This is a genomic window from Pseudomonas azerbaijanoccidentalis (assembly GCF_019145495.1).
Classification (GTDB): domain Bacteria; phylum Pseudomonadota; class Gammaproteobacteria; order Pseudomonadales; family Pseudomonadaceae; genus Aquipseudomonas; species Aquipseudomonas azerbaijanoccidentalis.
Map to the genome: position 1 here is coordinate 550099 of NZ_JAHSTU010000001.1, position 14948 is coordinate 565046.

General features: G+C 60.6%; 11 protein-coding genes. 3 read left to right on the top strand and 8 right to left on the bottom strand.

What is annotated here, in order from left to right; all coding sequences use genetic code 11:
• Positions 1-30: 30 nt before the first annotated feature.
• Genes KVG88_RS02390 through KVG88_RS02400 form a run of 3 tightly spaced genes read right to left on the bottom strand, consistent with a single transcriptional unit; the run spans position 31 to position 2130 of the window.
• Entirely contained in the window at positions 31-465 is a 435-nt protein-coding gene (locus KVG88_RS02390; protein ID WP_217870199.1) for a MaoC family dehydratase, read from the bottom strand.
• A gap of 10 nt (positions 466-475) precedes the next feature.
• A complete protein-coding gene (locus tag KVG88_RS02395) occupies positions 476-913 on the bottom strand; it encodes a MaoC family dehydratase N-terminal domain-containing protein (protein ID WP_217870200.1) in 438 nt (145 codons plus the stop codon).
• Between the two features lie 32 nt (positions 914-945).
• Positions 946-2130, bottom strand: a complete 1185-nt coding sequence (locus KVG88_RS02400) for a lipid-transfer protein (protein WP_217870201.1) — start codon at positions 2128-2130, stop codon at positions 946-948.
• A gap of 472 nt (positions 2131-2602) precedes the next feature.
• On the opposite strand from KVG88_RS02400, the gene KVG88_RS02405 reads away from it, so the two are divergent.
• Complete coding sequence (locus KVG88_RS02405) at positions 2603-3751, top strand: acyl-CoA dehydrogenase family protein (RefSeq protein ID WP_217870202.1); 1149 nt, start codon at positions 2603-2605, stop codon at positions 3749-3751.
• 189 nt (positions 3752-3940) lie between these two features.
• Positions 3941-4405 carry a PaaI family thioesterase gene (locus KVG88_RS02410; protein ID WP_217870203.1) on the top strand — a complete coding sequence of 155 codons (465 nt, stop codon included), beginning with the start codon at positions 3941-3943 and terminating at the stop codon, positions 4403-4405.
• On the opposite strand, the gene KVG88_RS02415 is transcribed toward KVG88_RS02410, so the two are convergent.
• The 4 genes from KVG88_RS02415 to KVG88_RS02430 form a co-directional block, all read right to left on the bottom strand.
• Positions 4406-7159, bottom strand: coding sequence for a winged helix-turn-helix domain-containing protein (locus tag KVG88_RS02415; protein ID WP_217870204.1), 2754 nt, complete (start codon positions 7157-7159; stop codon positions 4406-4408).
• A 266-nt stretch (positions 7160-7425) separates the two neighbouring features.
• Complete coding sequence (locus KVG88_RS02420) at positions 7426-7998, bottom strand: DUF2889 domain-containing protein (protein WP_217870205.1); 573 nt, start codon at positions 7996-7998, stop codon at positions 7426-7428.
• 109 nt (positions 7999-8107) lie between these two features.
• On the bottom strand, positions 8108-9295 hold the full coding sequence (locus KVG88_RS02425; protein WP_217870206.1) for a lipid-transfer protein: 1188 nt from the start codon (positions 9293-9295) through the stop codon (positions 8108-8110).
• A gap of 27 nt (positions 9296-9322) precedes the next feature.
• Positions 9323-10426 carry an acyl-CoA dehydrogenase family protein gene (locus tag KVG88_RS02430; RefSeq protein ID WP_217870207.1) on the bottom strand — a complete coding sequence of 368 codons (1104 nt, stop codon included), beginning with the start codon at positions 10424-10426 and terminating at the stop codon, positions 9323-9325.
• Positions 10427-10875: 449 nt separating this feature from the next.
• Here KVG88_RS02430 and KVG88_RS02435 point away from each other — a divergent pair, with 449 nt between their 5' ends.
• The gene (locus KVG88_RS02435; protein WP_225933838.1) at positions 10876-13485 is read left to right on the top strand and encodes a winged helix-turn-helix domain-containing protein; all 2610 of its coding nucleotides are present in this window, start codon (positions 10876-10878) and stop codon (positions 13483-13485) included.
• Positions 13486-13534: 49 nt separating this feature from the next.
• On the opposite strand, the gene KVG88_RS02440 is transcribed toward KVG88_RS02435, so the two are convergent.
• Positions 13535-14869 carry an MFS transporter gene (locus KVG88_RS02440; protein WP_217870209.1) on the bottom strand — a complete coding sequence of 445 codons (1335 nt, stop codon included), beginning with the start codon at positions 14867-14869 and terminating at the stop codon, positions 13535-13537.
• Positions 14870-14948 lie beyond the last annotated feature (79 nt).

A 14948-nucleotide genomic window follows, 5' to 3' on the forward strand; every position in this document is an offset into this window, starting at 1 on the left:
TATCGTTCCTGAGAAATGGGGTTAAGGGGTTCAGGCCAGGGCCACGACAGCTTCACCAGCGAGCTTTTCTTCGCCGTACTGGTTGCCGCAACGGATCTGCAGACGCACGCGTTTCTCACCGTTCTCTTCGAATTTTTCGGTGATGGTGCCGGTGCAGGTCGGGAGGTGCCCCAGATGGGTAATGCCGGTGAAACGGATCGACAGGCTGCGGACCTGCTGCTGCGGAACCCATTGGGTCAGCAGGCGACCCAGGTAGGCAGCCGACAACATGCCATGGGCAAACACATCGGGCATGCGCGATTTGCGCGCAAAATCGATATCGATATGGATCGGGTTGTGATCGCCTGAAGCGCCGCAATACAACGCCAGTGTGGTGCGGTTGACCGGTTGCAGTTTCAGCAGCGGAATCACGTCGCCAATCTGGATATCCGAGAACTGCACGCGGGTGGTGTTAGTGAGAGTCATCAACATTTCCTCAACGCTGGACGAGGGACGAACGGACGTCGGCGATATGCACGCCGTCCTGGTTAGTCACGCGCGATTCCATGACCACGAACTGCAGGGCCCCGCCCTTTTTCTCGTAGACATCGGTGATGGCGGCGTCGAACGTCAGCACGTCGCCGGCGTAGGCCATGGCGTGATAAACGAAGGATTGTTCGGCGTGCAGGATGCGACCGAGGTCGAAGTTGACCAGCTTGAGGAAAGCGGTCAGGTCACGACCTTCCCCTTCCAGGCACTTGAGAAAGGTCGGCGGCACCGGCAGGGCTTTGTGGCCTGCGGCGGCAGCGGCGGCTTCGTTGGTGTAGACCGGGTCGGTTTCGCCGATCGCCTTGGCGAAGAAGCGCAGGCGGCCCTTCTCCACGTCGACGGCGAATTTATTGAGCTTGTGCCCGATCAGGCTCTTGTCAGCCATGTGTCTCATTCCTCTTGTTGTTATAGAAAGGCTCAGTTGCGCCCGTACATCGTGACGACGCAGGCGCCGCCGAGGCCGAGGTTGTGTTGCAGGGCGATGTTCAGGTCTTCGACCTGACGCTTGTCGGCGGTACCGCGCAGCTGGTGGGTCAACTCGTAGCACTGGGCCAGGCCGGTGGCGCCCAATGGATGCCCTTTGGAAAGCAGACCGCCGGACGGGTTGGTCACCACCTGGCCGCCGAAGGTGTTGTCGCCATCAAGGACGAACTGTTCGCCGCCACCGACTGCACACAGGCCCAGGCCTTCGTAGGTCAGCAGTTCGTTGTGCGCGAAGCAGTCGTGCAGCTCCACGGCTCGCACGTCCTGCGGGCCAACGCCGGCCTGCTCGTAGACCAGTTGCGCGGCGCGCTGGGTCATGTGGAAACCGGCATAAGCGATCATCGACGGTGGATCGAAGGACTCCACCGGGTCGGTGACCATCGACTGCGCGAGAATCACCACATCACTGCGCAGGCCGTGTTTCTTGGCGAAGGCCGGCGAGCAGATGATCGCCGCCGCAGCGCCACAGGTCGGTGGGCAAGCCATCAGGCGGGTCATTACGCCCGGCCACAGCACCTGGTCATTCATCACGTCTTCGGTGGTCAGCACTTTCTTGAACAGCGCCAACGGGTTGTTCGCGGCATGGCGGCTGGCCTTGGCGCGTATGGCGGCGAAGGTTTCCATGCGGGTGCCGTACTTCTGCATGTGCTCGCGACCGGCACCGCCGAAAGTTTTCAGTGCACGCGGCAAGTCGACGTCGCGGGTCAGGCCTTCCAGCACATGGACCACACTGGCCCGGGTCTGTGGACGGTCATCCCAGTGCGACTTGAGCGCGCCGGCCTGCATCTGCTCGAAACCCAGGGCCAGCACGCATTCCGCCTGGCCGCTCTGCACGGCTGCGCGGGCCAGATACAGTGCAGTGGAACCCGTGGAACAATTGTTGTTGACGTTGACGATCGGAATGCCGGTGCGGCCCACTTCATACAGGGCGGTCTGGCCACAGGTGGAGTCGCCAAACACGTAACCGGTGAAGGCCATCTGGACCTTATCGTATGCAATGCCGGCGTCCTTCAGGGCGAGGCGCACGGCTTCGGCGCCCATGTCGGTGTAGCTGGGGCTGGCACCCGGTTTGGCGAAGGGGATCATGCCGACCCCGGCGACTACGACTTTTTCACTCATGGATGAATTTCCTTTTGGCATACACGTTCGGTTGTCGTACCTGCCGGCCGGTAGGTTCTTGTGGGATTCATCCTAGGTTTGCCCACGGCGCTGCTACGACCGTCGAAGGGATGAAATTGCGGAGGTAGCGGGAGGCGTTCCAAGGAACGAGTGGAGGGAGTAATGCCTGAGGGGCTTGCGGTGAATGCGGTCAACTGTGGGAGCGGGCTTGCTCACAAAGGCGGTGTGCCAGGCGAAATGTATGTTGGATGTGCCGGCGCCATCGCTGGCAGGCCAGCTCCCACAATGATTTCGGATGGCCGCAGGTTTTGCATTCAAACGCTCTCGCAGGAAAGTAGCTTCTACTCCCCCGAAACATCCCTTCGAACGATCCCCCGCCTACTCCGCAGCATCATCCCTTCGGCGCTCGCTGAAAATATGCACCACGCCCAGCATTACAAGAGTCCCTGTCCCTGACTTACCGAGGATTCAAATGAGCGAATACAGACCCGCGTGGCTAACCGAAGACCTGGCGATTTTCCAGGAGTCGGTTCGCCGTTTTGTCGCCGAAGAACTGGTTCCACATGAGGAGCGTTGGGCCAAGCAGCAGCACGTCGACCGCGAGACGTGGCTCAAAGCAGGCGAGATGGGCATGTTGTGCCCGGCCATTCCGGAGGAGTACGGCGGCGGCGGTGGCAGCCATGCGCATAATGCAATCATCGGCTATGAACTGGCTCGCGGGATCGCCACCAGCCTGGGCACCAACGTGCACAGCGCAATCTGTGCCCACTACATCCTGCGTTACGCCAGTGAAGAGCAGAAACAGCGCTGGCTGCCGAAAATGGCCACCGGCGAAATGGTCGCAGCCATTGCCATGACCGAACCCGGTGCCGGCACCGACCTGCAGAACATCAAGACCAAGGCCATTCGTGATGGCGATCACTACGTCATCAACGGCTCCAAGACCTTCATCACCAATGGCTTCCACGCCGACCTGGTGCTGCTGGTGTGCAAAACCGACCCATCCCTGGGTGCCAAGGGCATGTCGATCATCGGCCTTGAGGTCAAGGATCTGCCAGGCTTCCGCCGTGGGCGCATCCTCGACAAGATCGGCCAGAAAGGCCAGGACACCTCGGAGCTGTTCTTCGATGACGTGCGCGTGCCGGTGACCAATCTGCTGGGTCCGGAAGAAGGCAAAGGCTTCGTCCAGCTGATGCAACAACTGCCCGAAGAACGCATGTTCATCACCATGAACGCCCTGGGTTCCATGGAGCGCGCGGTCGAGGAAACCATCCGTTACACCAGTGACCGCAAGCTGTTCGGCAAGCCGTTGCTGGACATGCAGAACACCCGCTTCAAACTGGCGGAAATGCAGACAACCGTGACCATTGCCCGCACCTTCGTCTTCGATTGCCTGGACAAGATGGTCAAGCACGAACTGGACCCGGCCACGGCCGCCATGGCCAAGTGGTGGACCTCCACGCAAGCCTGCCAGATCATCGACGAATGCCTGCAATTGCACGGCGGCTATGGCTACATGATGGAATATCCAATCGCTCGGCTGTACGTCAACAGCCGACCGATGCGCATTTACGGCGGCTCTAACGAAGTCATGAAAGAGCTGATTGCCCGTACGTTGTAAACCGATACCGGTTAGCCAAGGTGCACACACTGTGGGAGCGAGCCTGCTCGCGAAGACGATTGCACAGTCAACATTTGTGTTGCCTGACAATCCGCTATCGCGAGCAGGCTCGCTCCCACAGGATTTGAGGTGAGCAGCGCCTTGGGTGATCGGCACTCATCACTACACGCGCACACAGAGCACACGCCAATGAATTCAATCCCTGAACCCTTTGAAGCTGCCGCCCATGAGGACAAACCGCTCGCCGGATTCGTGCCGATGGGGCGGGTCGGTTTCGTGGTGCATTGCACCGGCCTGTATGTCCATGAAGAGCGCTCGGTGCTGGCGGCGCGCATCCGCCCTGAACACTTGAACCCGTTGGGCATTGCTCACGGCGGTTTTCTTGCAACCCTGGCCGACACCGCTTTCGGACGCGCATTGAGACTGGCGGCAGCGACCGATCTACCGCCCGCAACCATCAACCTGAGCATGGACTACCTGAGCCCGGCCAATCTCGGCTCATGGGTTGAAGCCCACGTTCAGATTCATCGCGTCGGGCGTTCGCTGTCCCACGCCAGTCTCGACCTGCGCGATGGCGAACGTTTGGTGGCGCGCGCCAAGGCGACGTTTATCGGCAATAGCCAAAGCCTGCATGGCAAGAACCGCAACGCTTGATCAAACCGGCGGATGACCGGGCAGCTTCAGTTCGAGGTCGCGCACCTTGGCAATGGCCTCGTCGCGCCCGGTGACTTCCAGCTTGTAGAAAATGTTCTTCATGTGCCACTTCACGGTTTCTGGCGACAGGTTCAGCACTCGGGCGATCTTCTTGTTCGGCAGCGCCTGGGCCACCAGGCCGAGCACATCCAGTTCGCGAACGCTGAGGATGCTGGCACTCTCAGCGCTTGCGTCCTGCTGGTTGCCGGCGACGGTACTGCCGGCAATATCGAGCAAACGTTGCGCATAAAACCTCAGCACCGGATCAAGGGTGTTGTCGGCCAATGTTGCTTCGAGCATCGATGGGACACCCGACCACGCGTCCAGCACGCTGCGAACCAGCCCCAGGCGATGGCCCTGGCGCAACGCTTCGACAAACTGCGCGTGGGCGTCGACCGGACGTCCCCTGCCCTGTTCAACCACCGCCATCTGCACGCGCATGGCAACGACACGCCGCCAACGGCGATTACTTTGTGAAACTTCGATCAGGGCCGGTAACAGTTCGGTTGCTTCCGAAAATCTCTTGGCGTGCAGGTGCCGTTCCAGGGTGGCGCGGCGAGCGATGGTCCGCACCTCCAAAGGCGTCCCTGATTCCAGTGCGTCGTGTTGTTGCGCTGTTTGCAGGATGCGTTGCAAAGCGTTTTCAGCGCCCGTTTCATCCCCCGTCTGTTGTAACCAACGCATACGCACCACCAACGCACTGACCAGCAAGCGTCCCAGGTCATAACGAGTGGCGTATCGCTCCAGGCGGTCGAGCCAGCTCAGGGCTTCGGTCTGGCGCCCGGCCAGCCAGTGCGCCATCGCCAGCGTCTGTATGCACTGCAACACCGTGTCCGGGATCGCCACCTGCTCCAACAGTTTCATTCGCCGCTCAAGTAAATGGCAGGCTGCCTCATAATCGCCCTGTTCGTATAACGCGGTACCGAGCAGGCCGGCTGCCATGGTGCTGACCACCAGGTACGCCACCCCGTGTTTTTCGGCCTCCTCCAGCACTTCACGGTACAGGTGCTCAGCCTGGGTGGCACGCCCTTCGAGTGCCAGGCTCATGCCACTCATGCAGCGCCCTAGCAGACTGCGGCGCGGGGAACCGAACGGCCGCTCGCCGCACTCGAGTATCTCGCGCGCTTTCTCGAATTCACCTTGATACATGTACAGCCAGGCCAGCGTATTGCCCCGTCCCGACCAGGCGAAATCATCGGCATCGGTGGGTATCGCCAGCAACTCCGGGAGGATCGCCAGCATCGCCGCCGTGTCATCCTGGTGGATCGCCTGGCTACCCTTTAGCACCGTCAGTGAATGGCGCTGTCGGCGGTCGAGTTTTTCGTAGTGGCTTTGCAGGTGCTGGAGCGTCTGCTGCAACCCCTGAAAATTGCGCGAGTACAATTGCAAGTGGGCCATCACCACTTGCAACCCGAAACGTTCGGCGGTCTGCTCTGCCGGCAAGCCTTTCAATAATCCCGCAATCTGGCTGAGGTTGCCTTTGGCGAGCAGGTCATAGGCACAGGCTTCAACGATATCGGCGGCTACTTCCGCGTCTCCCGCTTTGACCGCATGGCGCACGGCCTCATCAAGATGGTCGTGCTCAGTGAACCAGCCGCGGGCCACGACATGCAGGACCTGTTCCTGCTGCGGTCGCGACGCCAGCCGCGCACGCAGCACGCTGCCCAACAGCGGGTGCAGTCGGTACCAGGTTTCGCGGTCGTGACTTTTGACCTGAGTGATAAACAGATTGTCGCCATCGAGCCGTGCCAGTTGGGTCATCATGCCGGCGATGGCCTGCGGTTGACCGAGCAAGGTCGCGCACAACGAGGCACAAAAACGCTCACAGATCGAAACGCAGGTCAGCAGGCGCAGGTCTTCAGGCTCCAGGCGCACCAGCACTTCGCGCTCGAAGTAATCGGCGAACGCAGCGGCGTCGCGAATCTGCACCTGGTCGACGCGGGTCACCTGTTTGGCCTTGAGATCGACCGCAAACAGTTGCAGTCCGGCGACCCAGCCGTCGGTCAGTTCGTGCAATTGCGCCGCGTCGCGTGGGTCGATAGCGCCCAGGTGCTCACGCAGGAAACGCTCCGATTCAGCGGGATTGAAACGCAGGTCGCGCAGGTCGAACTCGCTGACCTGGCCGCGTGCGCGCAACCCCGCCAGCGGGATCGGCAACGCCGTGCGCGTGCCGAACACCAGATGCAGATTTGGCGGTGCGTAGTCGAGCAACCATTGCAGTGCCTGGATGATTCGCGGGTCTTGCAAGTGCTGCATATCATCAAGCATCAACACCAGCTCACGCGAATGCTGGGCAATGCCTTGTACCAGGGTGATGACCCAATGTTCGACGGCCATTTCCTGATTGTCGCGTCCAAGCAGAACACCAGCATCGCGGACCTGCTCCGGCAGCACTTCCGACAGGCTGGCTTGCAGGCAATGACAGAAACGCCCGAGTTCATCGTCTTCGGCCGCGAGCGACAACCACGCGACCTCGAAATTCATCGCCAACAGCTCCCGGCGCCAGGCCAGCAATGTGCTGGTCTTGCCACAGCCGGCCGGTCCCTGAATCACTACGCAGCGCTGGCGCCGGACTTCCTGCAGGCGCAGCATCAGGCTCTCCCGTGGCACCAGTCGACGAGCCCCGCGCGGCGGCACAACCTTGGTGTCGGCGATGGACTGATCAGCGTTGGCCGTGCAACGAAAGTCGGTGTCTTTGCGGGGGGGTAACGACATGGGAGAACACTTCCGGAATGGCGAGCCAGACGACAAACGATGTGGGACAAAGGCTATCCCGACTGCATGAAATTTCGCAGCTCATTGTAGGGCTTGGCGTGTCATTTGCCGATACGGCTTTCGTCCGAACTTGCTTTGTTTGTGAACACACTCGCCTGTAGGAGCTGTCGAGTGAAACGAGGCTGCGATCTTTTGATCTTGCTTTTAAAAGTCAAAGTCAAAAGATCGCAGCCTCCGGCAGCGCCTACAGGGGGACAGTGTGTTGATCAGGCCTTGGGCAAGCCCTCAGGCCACAACAGCCGCACCGCATCCCCCTCTTCTCGATAGGCATGACAGGTGCCGATCACCCATGGGCGTACCGCGACGACCTGTTGCACGCCGGTTTCCCGACGACGAGTAGCCTCGGCACGGTAAGTAGAAAACAGCGTTTGCATCGCCACATTGGCCATGCGCTCAAGCAGTTCGGTCAGGTGAGTGCAGCCGATGGCGCCACCGACGATGGCTTTCATGTTCTTTTTGAATCCTGCGGCAATCTTCAGCCCCACCAAACCTGAGTACGCACCCGCCGCTTCACCACAGAACTGACTGGCACCGGTAGCCGTCACGGCTGTGATGTGCTGAATCACCATGTCGGCATCGATGGTCATCACCAGGCGCATGTCATGGATCGTTCCGCCCTGAGGGACACGGTGGAATGGCAGGTCGGTCGGTTCGTTGGTCAGGTCCTGCAGGCGTCCTTCGATGTCGAACAGGCCATCGCTGCGCTGATAGCCCTTGCAGATGATTTCGCGGGTGTGCAGCAGTGTGCGAGTCGGCGAGTCAAGGGGCTCGGTGGTCATCATTCAATTCCTTCTTGCTGCATCGCAAGAGCGTTTGAAACAGGCCGGGGACAAGTCCCCGACCGTAGTTTTCAGGTGAGTAAGCCGCGCCTGGCACGGCCGTTCAGACTCAGTTCTTGCCGTAAAGCGTGACCACGCAGGCGCCGCCCAGCCCGAGGTTGTGCTGCAAGCCATGGCGCAAACCTTCGACTTGTCGCGCACCGGCGGTGCCGCGCAACTGGTGGGTCAGCTCGTAGCATTGCGCCAAACCGGTAGCGCCCAGCGGATGGCCTTTGCACAGCAAGCCGCCGGACGGGTTGGTGACCACGCGACCGCCGTAGGTGTTATCGCCGTCGAGGACGAACTTCTCGGCGCCACCCACCGGGCACAGGCCAAGGGCTTCATAGGTCAACAGTTCGTTGTGGGCGAAACAATCGTGCAACTCGACCACGCGAATGTCCTGGGGACCGACGCCGGCCTTTTCGTACACTGCTCCGGCGGCCCGTTCGGCCATGTGCGCGCCGACGAAACCAATCATGGTTTTCGGCTCGAAGGATTCCACCGGGTCGGTGACAAGTGATTGGGCGAGGATCGCCACGTCAGTGCGCAGGCCGTGCTTTTTGGCGAATGCCGGCGAGCAGATGATCGCGGCGGCGGCGCCACAAGTCGGTGGACAGGCCATCATTCGGGTCATCACCCCTTCCCACATCAACTGATCGTTCATGACCTCTTCGGTGGTGACGATCTTCTTGAACAAGGCCAAGGGGTTGTTGGCGGCATGGCGGCTGGCCTTGGCGCGGATTGCGGCGAAGGTGCTCATTTGCGTGCCATATTTGCGCATGTGCTCGCGACCGGCACCGCCAAAGGTAATCAAGTTGCGAGGGATGTCGCCGGCGTCGCCACACAGTTCATCCTGAATCGGCAAGTAGTCGCCACGGGGCAACGGCCGGTCATCGAAATTGGAGCGGGTCGGCCCCGGGCGCATCTGCTCGAAACCTACCGCCAGGGCACATTCGACCTGACCGCTTTCTACGGCGGCACGCGCCAGGAACAAGGCGCTGGAGCCAGTGGCGCAGGCGTTGTTGACGTTGAACACCGGAATCGCCGTGCGGCCCACCCGGTACAACACGGCCTGGCCGCAAGTGGTGTCACCGTACACGTAGCCGGCAAACGCCATCTGCACCTGGTCATAACTCAGGCCGGCATCGGCGAGCGCCAGGCGTACCGCTTCGGCCCCCATGTCGATGTAACTCGGGCTCGCGCCTGGCTTGCTGAACGGGATCATGCCGACCCCGGCTACTAATGCGTTCTGACTCATGGTGATGTCCTTACTGGTTTGAGGGTGTCACAGCGCTTGCGCGATGATTTCGTGCATGGCCTTGCCGGTTACGCTGTGATCGACAGTGGCATGGGCAATGGAATGAGTGCGCAGGCGGCCTTGGGTTGCGCGCAGGCGCGCCAGATCCTCGGAGCATTTGCGCAGGGTTTCGCTGGCATACAGCCAGGCGATCGCCGTGTGTTCGGCGGTCAACGGATGGCGCATGTGCCTGTCCAGGTAGTGATCGACCAGCACCCGCAAGGCGACGGCGCGGGATTTGATTTCGGCGATCTTGTTGCGGGTGTATTGCAGCTGCCATGAACTATGGCCGCCTGGGTCCGTCTGGCGCAGATCGACGAGGGTCAGGTCCAGCAAGTATTCAAGGCGACTGGCCGCATAAACCGCTGACAACAGGCGCTCCTCCTCCCCTGAACGGTTCAGGTAATCCAGCCCTCTACCCGCCTCGCCCAACAGGTTGCTTGCCGGTACACGTACGTTGCTGAAGCAGAAATCGGCGGCACCGGGTTGCTCGCTCGTCTGCACACTGACGGTTCGCCGCACACCCGGGCGATCGGTTTCGACCATGATCAGGCTGATTCCCGTGCCGGGCTCACCCTCTATGCCGCAAGCCAGCAGGACCAGGTTGCCGGACATGCCATTGCCCACGAGGCTTTTATTGCCGTTGATCACATAGTCATCACCGTCGCGCACGGCTCGGGTGCGCGACTTGCGTAACTTGCCAACGGGTTCGCAAACAGCCAGAGCCAACAGCACTTCACCGCTGCACACGCCCGGTAGCCAGCGGCGCTTTTGTTCGTCGTCAGCCAATTGGGCGATACAGGGTGCGATAACGTTCGAATGCAGAGACAGCGCCCGGTCGCAAACATCCGCCCGAGCGAACTCTTCGCGCAGCACCGCGGCATGGCCAAAATCACCTCCGCCACCAAATTCGGCCGGCAACGTCACGCACAACAGCCCCTCACGACCGGCTTTCAGCCAGAGCGACCGCTCAAACCTGGCGGACTCTTCCCGGCGTGCCTGATGAGGCCAGTATTCGCGTTCAAGAAAGCGTCGCACGGCGGTGCGAAACATTTCATGGTCTTCGCGGTAGAGAGTGCGTTGAACGTCCATCCGGAACCTTTGGCCATCGCCCGATTACATGAGTAAAACGGGCTGCCCCGTTCCAATTTGTCTCGGCAATCGTTGCATGGGAGCCGGTTGGTAGAGAGCCACCCTCACAGGGGGGGCGGGTTTGCAAGACGCTGTGCGTGCACAATAATCGGGCAAGCTCATTGAATGACGCAGCCGCTCAACGGTGCGCCCTGAGGGTTGCGTTAGACCAAAGTCTCGGGCAACGGCCAGACGTGGCAATATGGCCGGACTAACAAGAATAAAAGGTCACGTTGCCAGGCGGTTTCGCAAGGCGAGTGATCTGTATGGAGGTTCTTTCAATGCCAGTTCACTGGGATAATTCAACGGTCGGGTCCGCCGGCCCTGCACTCATTACCGCCCCGAGTGAGCCGTCAGCCTCAAGAAGTGGCTCTATCAAGTTCGCCAGTCCAAAATCGGCTGACAGCCATTTGTCACGTTCGCGCCTGCTCCAGCAAATGGCCGACGCCGATGCCGTCCGCCTGATCCTGATTCGTGCAGCCGCAGGTTTCGGTAAAACTACGCTCATGCAGCAATACCGCGAGCACTGCCTGGCCAGCGGCAAACGTGTGCTGTGGATCAACCTGGAGCCCGCCGACAATGACCTGCAACGCTTCGTCAACCTGTTGCACAAGGGCCTCGGTGGCTTGATAGCCATGGCCGACGAGCACTCTGCGAGCAACGATCCGCCCTGCGCCGAGGATTTGCTGGAACACATGGTCAGCAGCCCTTTGCCATTTGCCGTCCTGCTCGACGAAGTCGAAGTCATCCAGAATCCCGAAGTACTCGAATTTCTCCAGCAAATAATCGAGCAACTGCCTTCCGGAAGCGTCGTGGTCATGGCGTCACGCTCAACGCCGGGCATCGGCCTGGGGCGGATTCGCGCCCGTGGCCAACTGTTGGAAATCCGCCCACAGGATCTGCGTTTCACGCTTGAAGAATCCATGGCGTTCATTCGCGGCAAACGGCAGATCCCGCTGCATGACGATGAGCTGGCCACGCTGTACAGGCGCACCGAGGGCTGGATCGCCGGGCTTTATCTGGCCAGTCTGTCGCTCAAGGATCGGGACGATCACGGCGCCTTCATTTCGTCTTTTTCCGGCTCCAACCTGGAACTGGCCGAATACCTCACCGAAGACATCCTGGCGCGACAGACCGAGGACTGCCGGGTGTTCCTGATGCAAACCAGTATCCTCGAGCAATTCTGCGTACCGCTGTGTGAAGCAGTGACCGGGCGCGAAGACAGCCGTGCCATGATCGATCACCTCGATCGCACCAACCTGTTCCTGGTCCCGGTCGACAGCCAGCAGCAATGGTTCCGCTATCACCACCTGTTCGCCAGTTTCTTGCGCCACGCTTTGGATCGTCTGTACCCGGGCATGGCACAGACCCTTCATGAAACCGCCGCGCAATGGTTTTTCGACGCCGGGCAACCGATTCCCGGCGTCGAGCATCTTTTCAGTGCCGGGCTCCTCGATGAAGCCGCCGAAGGTTTGAACAGTCACCTCGATACCCTGATCGGCAGTGGTCGCACACGGCTGTTGTTGCGTTGGCTGGACCGGATTCCAGAGGCGACTCGCGACCGCTATCCGCTACTCAACCAGGCCTACGCCTGGCTGCTGGCAAGCACGACGCGCCTCAAAGAGGCGATGCACGTGGCCGAACGTCTGGCGCATCAATCAGGACCTGCCTATGCCTATGTTCCAAAAGTCGTGGAATGCCTGCGCCTTGGGGTGACCGATCAGGCCGAAGCCTGTTGCCGCAAGGGCGTCGAACTGCTCGAGTGCATGCCTGCCGATGAGGTGCATCTGTATATCGTGCTGGCCAACTCGGTGGCGATGAACATGGTTGCCAGCGGTCGCTACGATGAGGCGCGCAACCTGTTGTCCAGCGCATTGCAACGTGACTCACGGGTTCATTCGAGTTTTCTGCGCCACATCTTCCGCGTCAACGAGAGCACCCTGGATCTGATCCAGGGACGCTTGAGCAATGCGCTGGTGCGCATGCACAGCACGCCGGAGCGAACCCAAAACAGCGGCCAGGGCAAACCTCACGAAGCCAAGCTGTCACTGGATATCCTCCATGGTCTGCTGCTGTACGAAAACGGCAACTTTGCCGAGGCGCAAAAGTATCTGTCTCGCTGCCTGTTTTTTGCCAAACAGGTCAGTTCGCCCGAGAACCAGATCATCACGCACGTGCTGACCGCACGTATCGCCTACAGCCAGGGCGATCGCACCATCTGGACCCGATGCCTGGTGGAGCTCGAGCAAATCGGCCGCCAAGTCGGCTCGCACCGGGTCCAGTGCTCTGCCTGGCTTGAGCGTGCCCGCGTGGCGTTGCTCGAACAGCGCCTGGACACGGCGATGCAAGCCCTGCACTCAGCTGACCTTGTCGGCGAATGGGACCGTCCCGATTTCATCCGTATCGCCAACGACGTGGATACACCGAGTATCGCCCGACAACGCCTGCGCATTTCTCAGGGCGAAGGTGCAGCGGCAGTAAAGGCCTTGCGCACGGCGATCGAGCAGGCGCGGCACTGGCAACATCATCGCCGCGAACTGAAGCTGCACATACTTCTGGCGCTCGCGCTGGACAGCATCCTGCAACCGCAAGACGCTTTTCAGGCACTCAGTGAAGCGCTTCGCCTGGCCAGCCATGACGGCTTCCTAGCCACGTTCATAGAAGAAGGCGAGCGGATGGCCGGGCTCATGCAACGCTGGGCCACGACCGGTAAGGCACGCTGCAAGGAACTGGGGATCGACTGCGGATTCGTCGACAAGCTGATGCAACGTTTGGATGTCAGCGACGGCAACATGGAAGATGCGCGCAAGGACAACGGCGCTCATGAAGTGCTGACGGTGCGCGAGTATCAGATCCTGCAACTGCTGGCCCTCGGGCACCGTAACCGCGAGATCGCCGAGAAGGTGTTTCTTTCCGAGTTCACGATCAAATCCCACTTGCAGAAGATCTACGCGAAACTGGAAGCCAACGGGCGCACGGAAACGCTGGCCATTGCCCGTTCGCGGGGCTGGATCACCTGAAGCATCAGCGCTCATCGCGGGGTCGCCCGCGATGAGCCGATCATGACGGCTACGGCGTTGCGCGTTCCTTGAGGTGACTGGCCGGAATGGCGACCAGCAACACCACCGCGCCCACCACCAAAACACCCGCAATCACATCGAACGCCAGATACAGGTCCCCGGTCGCCGACTTGATCGCGCCCACCACAACCTGGCTGATGACCCCGGCCAGGCCACCGATGCAACTGATGACCGCAATCCCCACCGCCGCCGCTGAAGGCGACAGCAAGGCCGGTGGAATACTCCAGAACAGCGACAGCGCGGACATTGCGGCGGCGGCACCGATACTCATGAACACCAGCGACAGCACCAGATGATCCTGAACCGGGCCCAGCAGAAAGAAGCAGGTTGCGCTGAGCAACAGGGTCAGGCTCACATGCCAGCGACGTTCCAGGCGCTTGTCGGAACTGCGGGCCAGCCAGTACATGCCGAACAAGGCTCCGGCATAAGGCACGCTGGCCAGCAATCCGATGGTTTTCAGATCATGCACACCGAATCCACGAATCAATGTCGGCATCCAGTAAGACACCGTATTGGAACCACTGTAGATGCAAAAGAACACCAGGCCGGCGATGTACACCCGGGGATTACGCAGTACTTGCGCCAGGCTGGCGTTAGGCATGTCTGCCGGGCGCCCCAAGGCAAGGCCCGCCGCCAGCATGTGTTTTTCCTGCGGTGTGAGCCAGCGTGCATCGTCCGGTTTATCCACCAGCCAAAACCAGCCGAACAGCCCCAGCAGCATCGCCGGGACGCCTTCGAGTACAAACAGCACCTGCCAGTCGCGCAGGCCCAGCCAGCCATGGAAGTGACTCATGATGGTCCCGGCGAGCGGCCCGCTGATGATGCCGGCAACCATCGCCGCCATCAGGAACACCGCGGTGATGCGCGCACGCAGTGCGGGCGGAAACCAGTACGTCAGGTACAGGATGACGCCGGGGAAGAAACCGGCCTCGGCCACACCCAGCAGAAACCGCGCGACAATCAACTGGTTCGCCGTGGTGACAAATGCCGTGGCCACCGTGACCATGCCCCACAGCACCATGATGCGAGTAAGCGTGGCCCGCGCACCGATGCGCTGCAGATACATGTTGCTCGGTACTTCGAACAGGATGTAACCCAAGTAGAAAATACCGGCGCCAATGCCGTAGGCGGCATCCGTCAGCCCGATGTCTTCGGCCATGCGTAATTTGGCGAAGGATACGTTGAGCCGGTCGATGGTGTTGATGGCGTAGGCCAGGACCAGGTACGGCAACAAGCGCAGGATGACCTTGCGATAAACCGCACGGGTTTCCTGTACGGAATAATCGGGTGTCGCTGGCAGATAGTGCTCCGCTGCGTGGCTCATGTGGCGCTCCTTTCCATGGGAGAACACTCGTCCCGTGTAGGAGCTGTCGAGTGAAACGAGGCTGCGATCTTTTGATCTT

What these genes read in the sequence shown, in the direction of transcription:
- KVG88_RS02395 (WP_217870200.1), bottom strand. Translation starts at nt 913, where the DNA reads ATGGCTGACAAGAGCCTGATCGGGCACAAGCTCAATAAATTCGCCGTC.
- KVG88_RS02405 (WP_217870202.1), top strand. Translation starts at nt 2,603, where the DNA reads ATGAGCGAATACAGACCCGCGTGGCTAACCGAAGACCTGGCGATTTTC.
- KVG88_RS02425 (WP_217870206.1), bottom strand. Translation starts at nt 9,295, where the DNA reads ATGAGTCAGAACGCATTAGTAGCCGGGGTCGGCATGATCCCGTTCAGC.
- KVG88_RS02440 (WP_217870209.1), bottom strand. Translation starts at nt 14,869, where the DNA reads ATGAGCCACGCAGCGGAGCACTATCTGCCAGCGACACCCGATTATTCC.
- KVG88_RS02400 (WP_217870201.1), bottom strand. Translation starts at nt 2,130, where the DNA reads ATGAGTGAAAAAGTCGTAGTCGCCGGGGTCGGCATGATCCCCTTCGCC.
- KVG88_RS02390 (WP_217870199.1), bottom strand. Translation starts at nt 465, where the DNA reads ATGACTCTCACTAACACCACCCGCGTGCAGTTCTCGGATATCCAGATT.
- KVG88_RS02430 (WP_217870207.1), bottom strand. Translation starts at nt 10,426, where the DNA reads ATGGACGTTCAACGCACTCTCTACCGCGAAGACCATGAAATGTTTCGC.
- KVG88_RS02420 (WP_217870205.1), bottom strand. Translation starts at nt 7,998, where the DNA reads ATGACCACCGAGCCCCTTGACTCGCCGACTCGCACACTGCTGCACACC.
- KVG88_RS02415 (WP_217870204.1), bottom strand. Translation starts at nt 7,159, where the DNA reads ATGTCGTTACCCCCCCGCAAAGACACCGACTTTCGTTGCACGGCCAAC.
- KVG88_RS02410 (WP_217870203.1), top strand. Translation starts at nt 3,941, where the DNA reads ATGAATTCAATCCCTGAACCCTTTGAAGCTGCCGCCCATGAGGACAAA.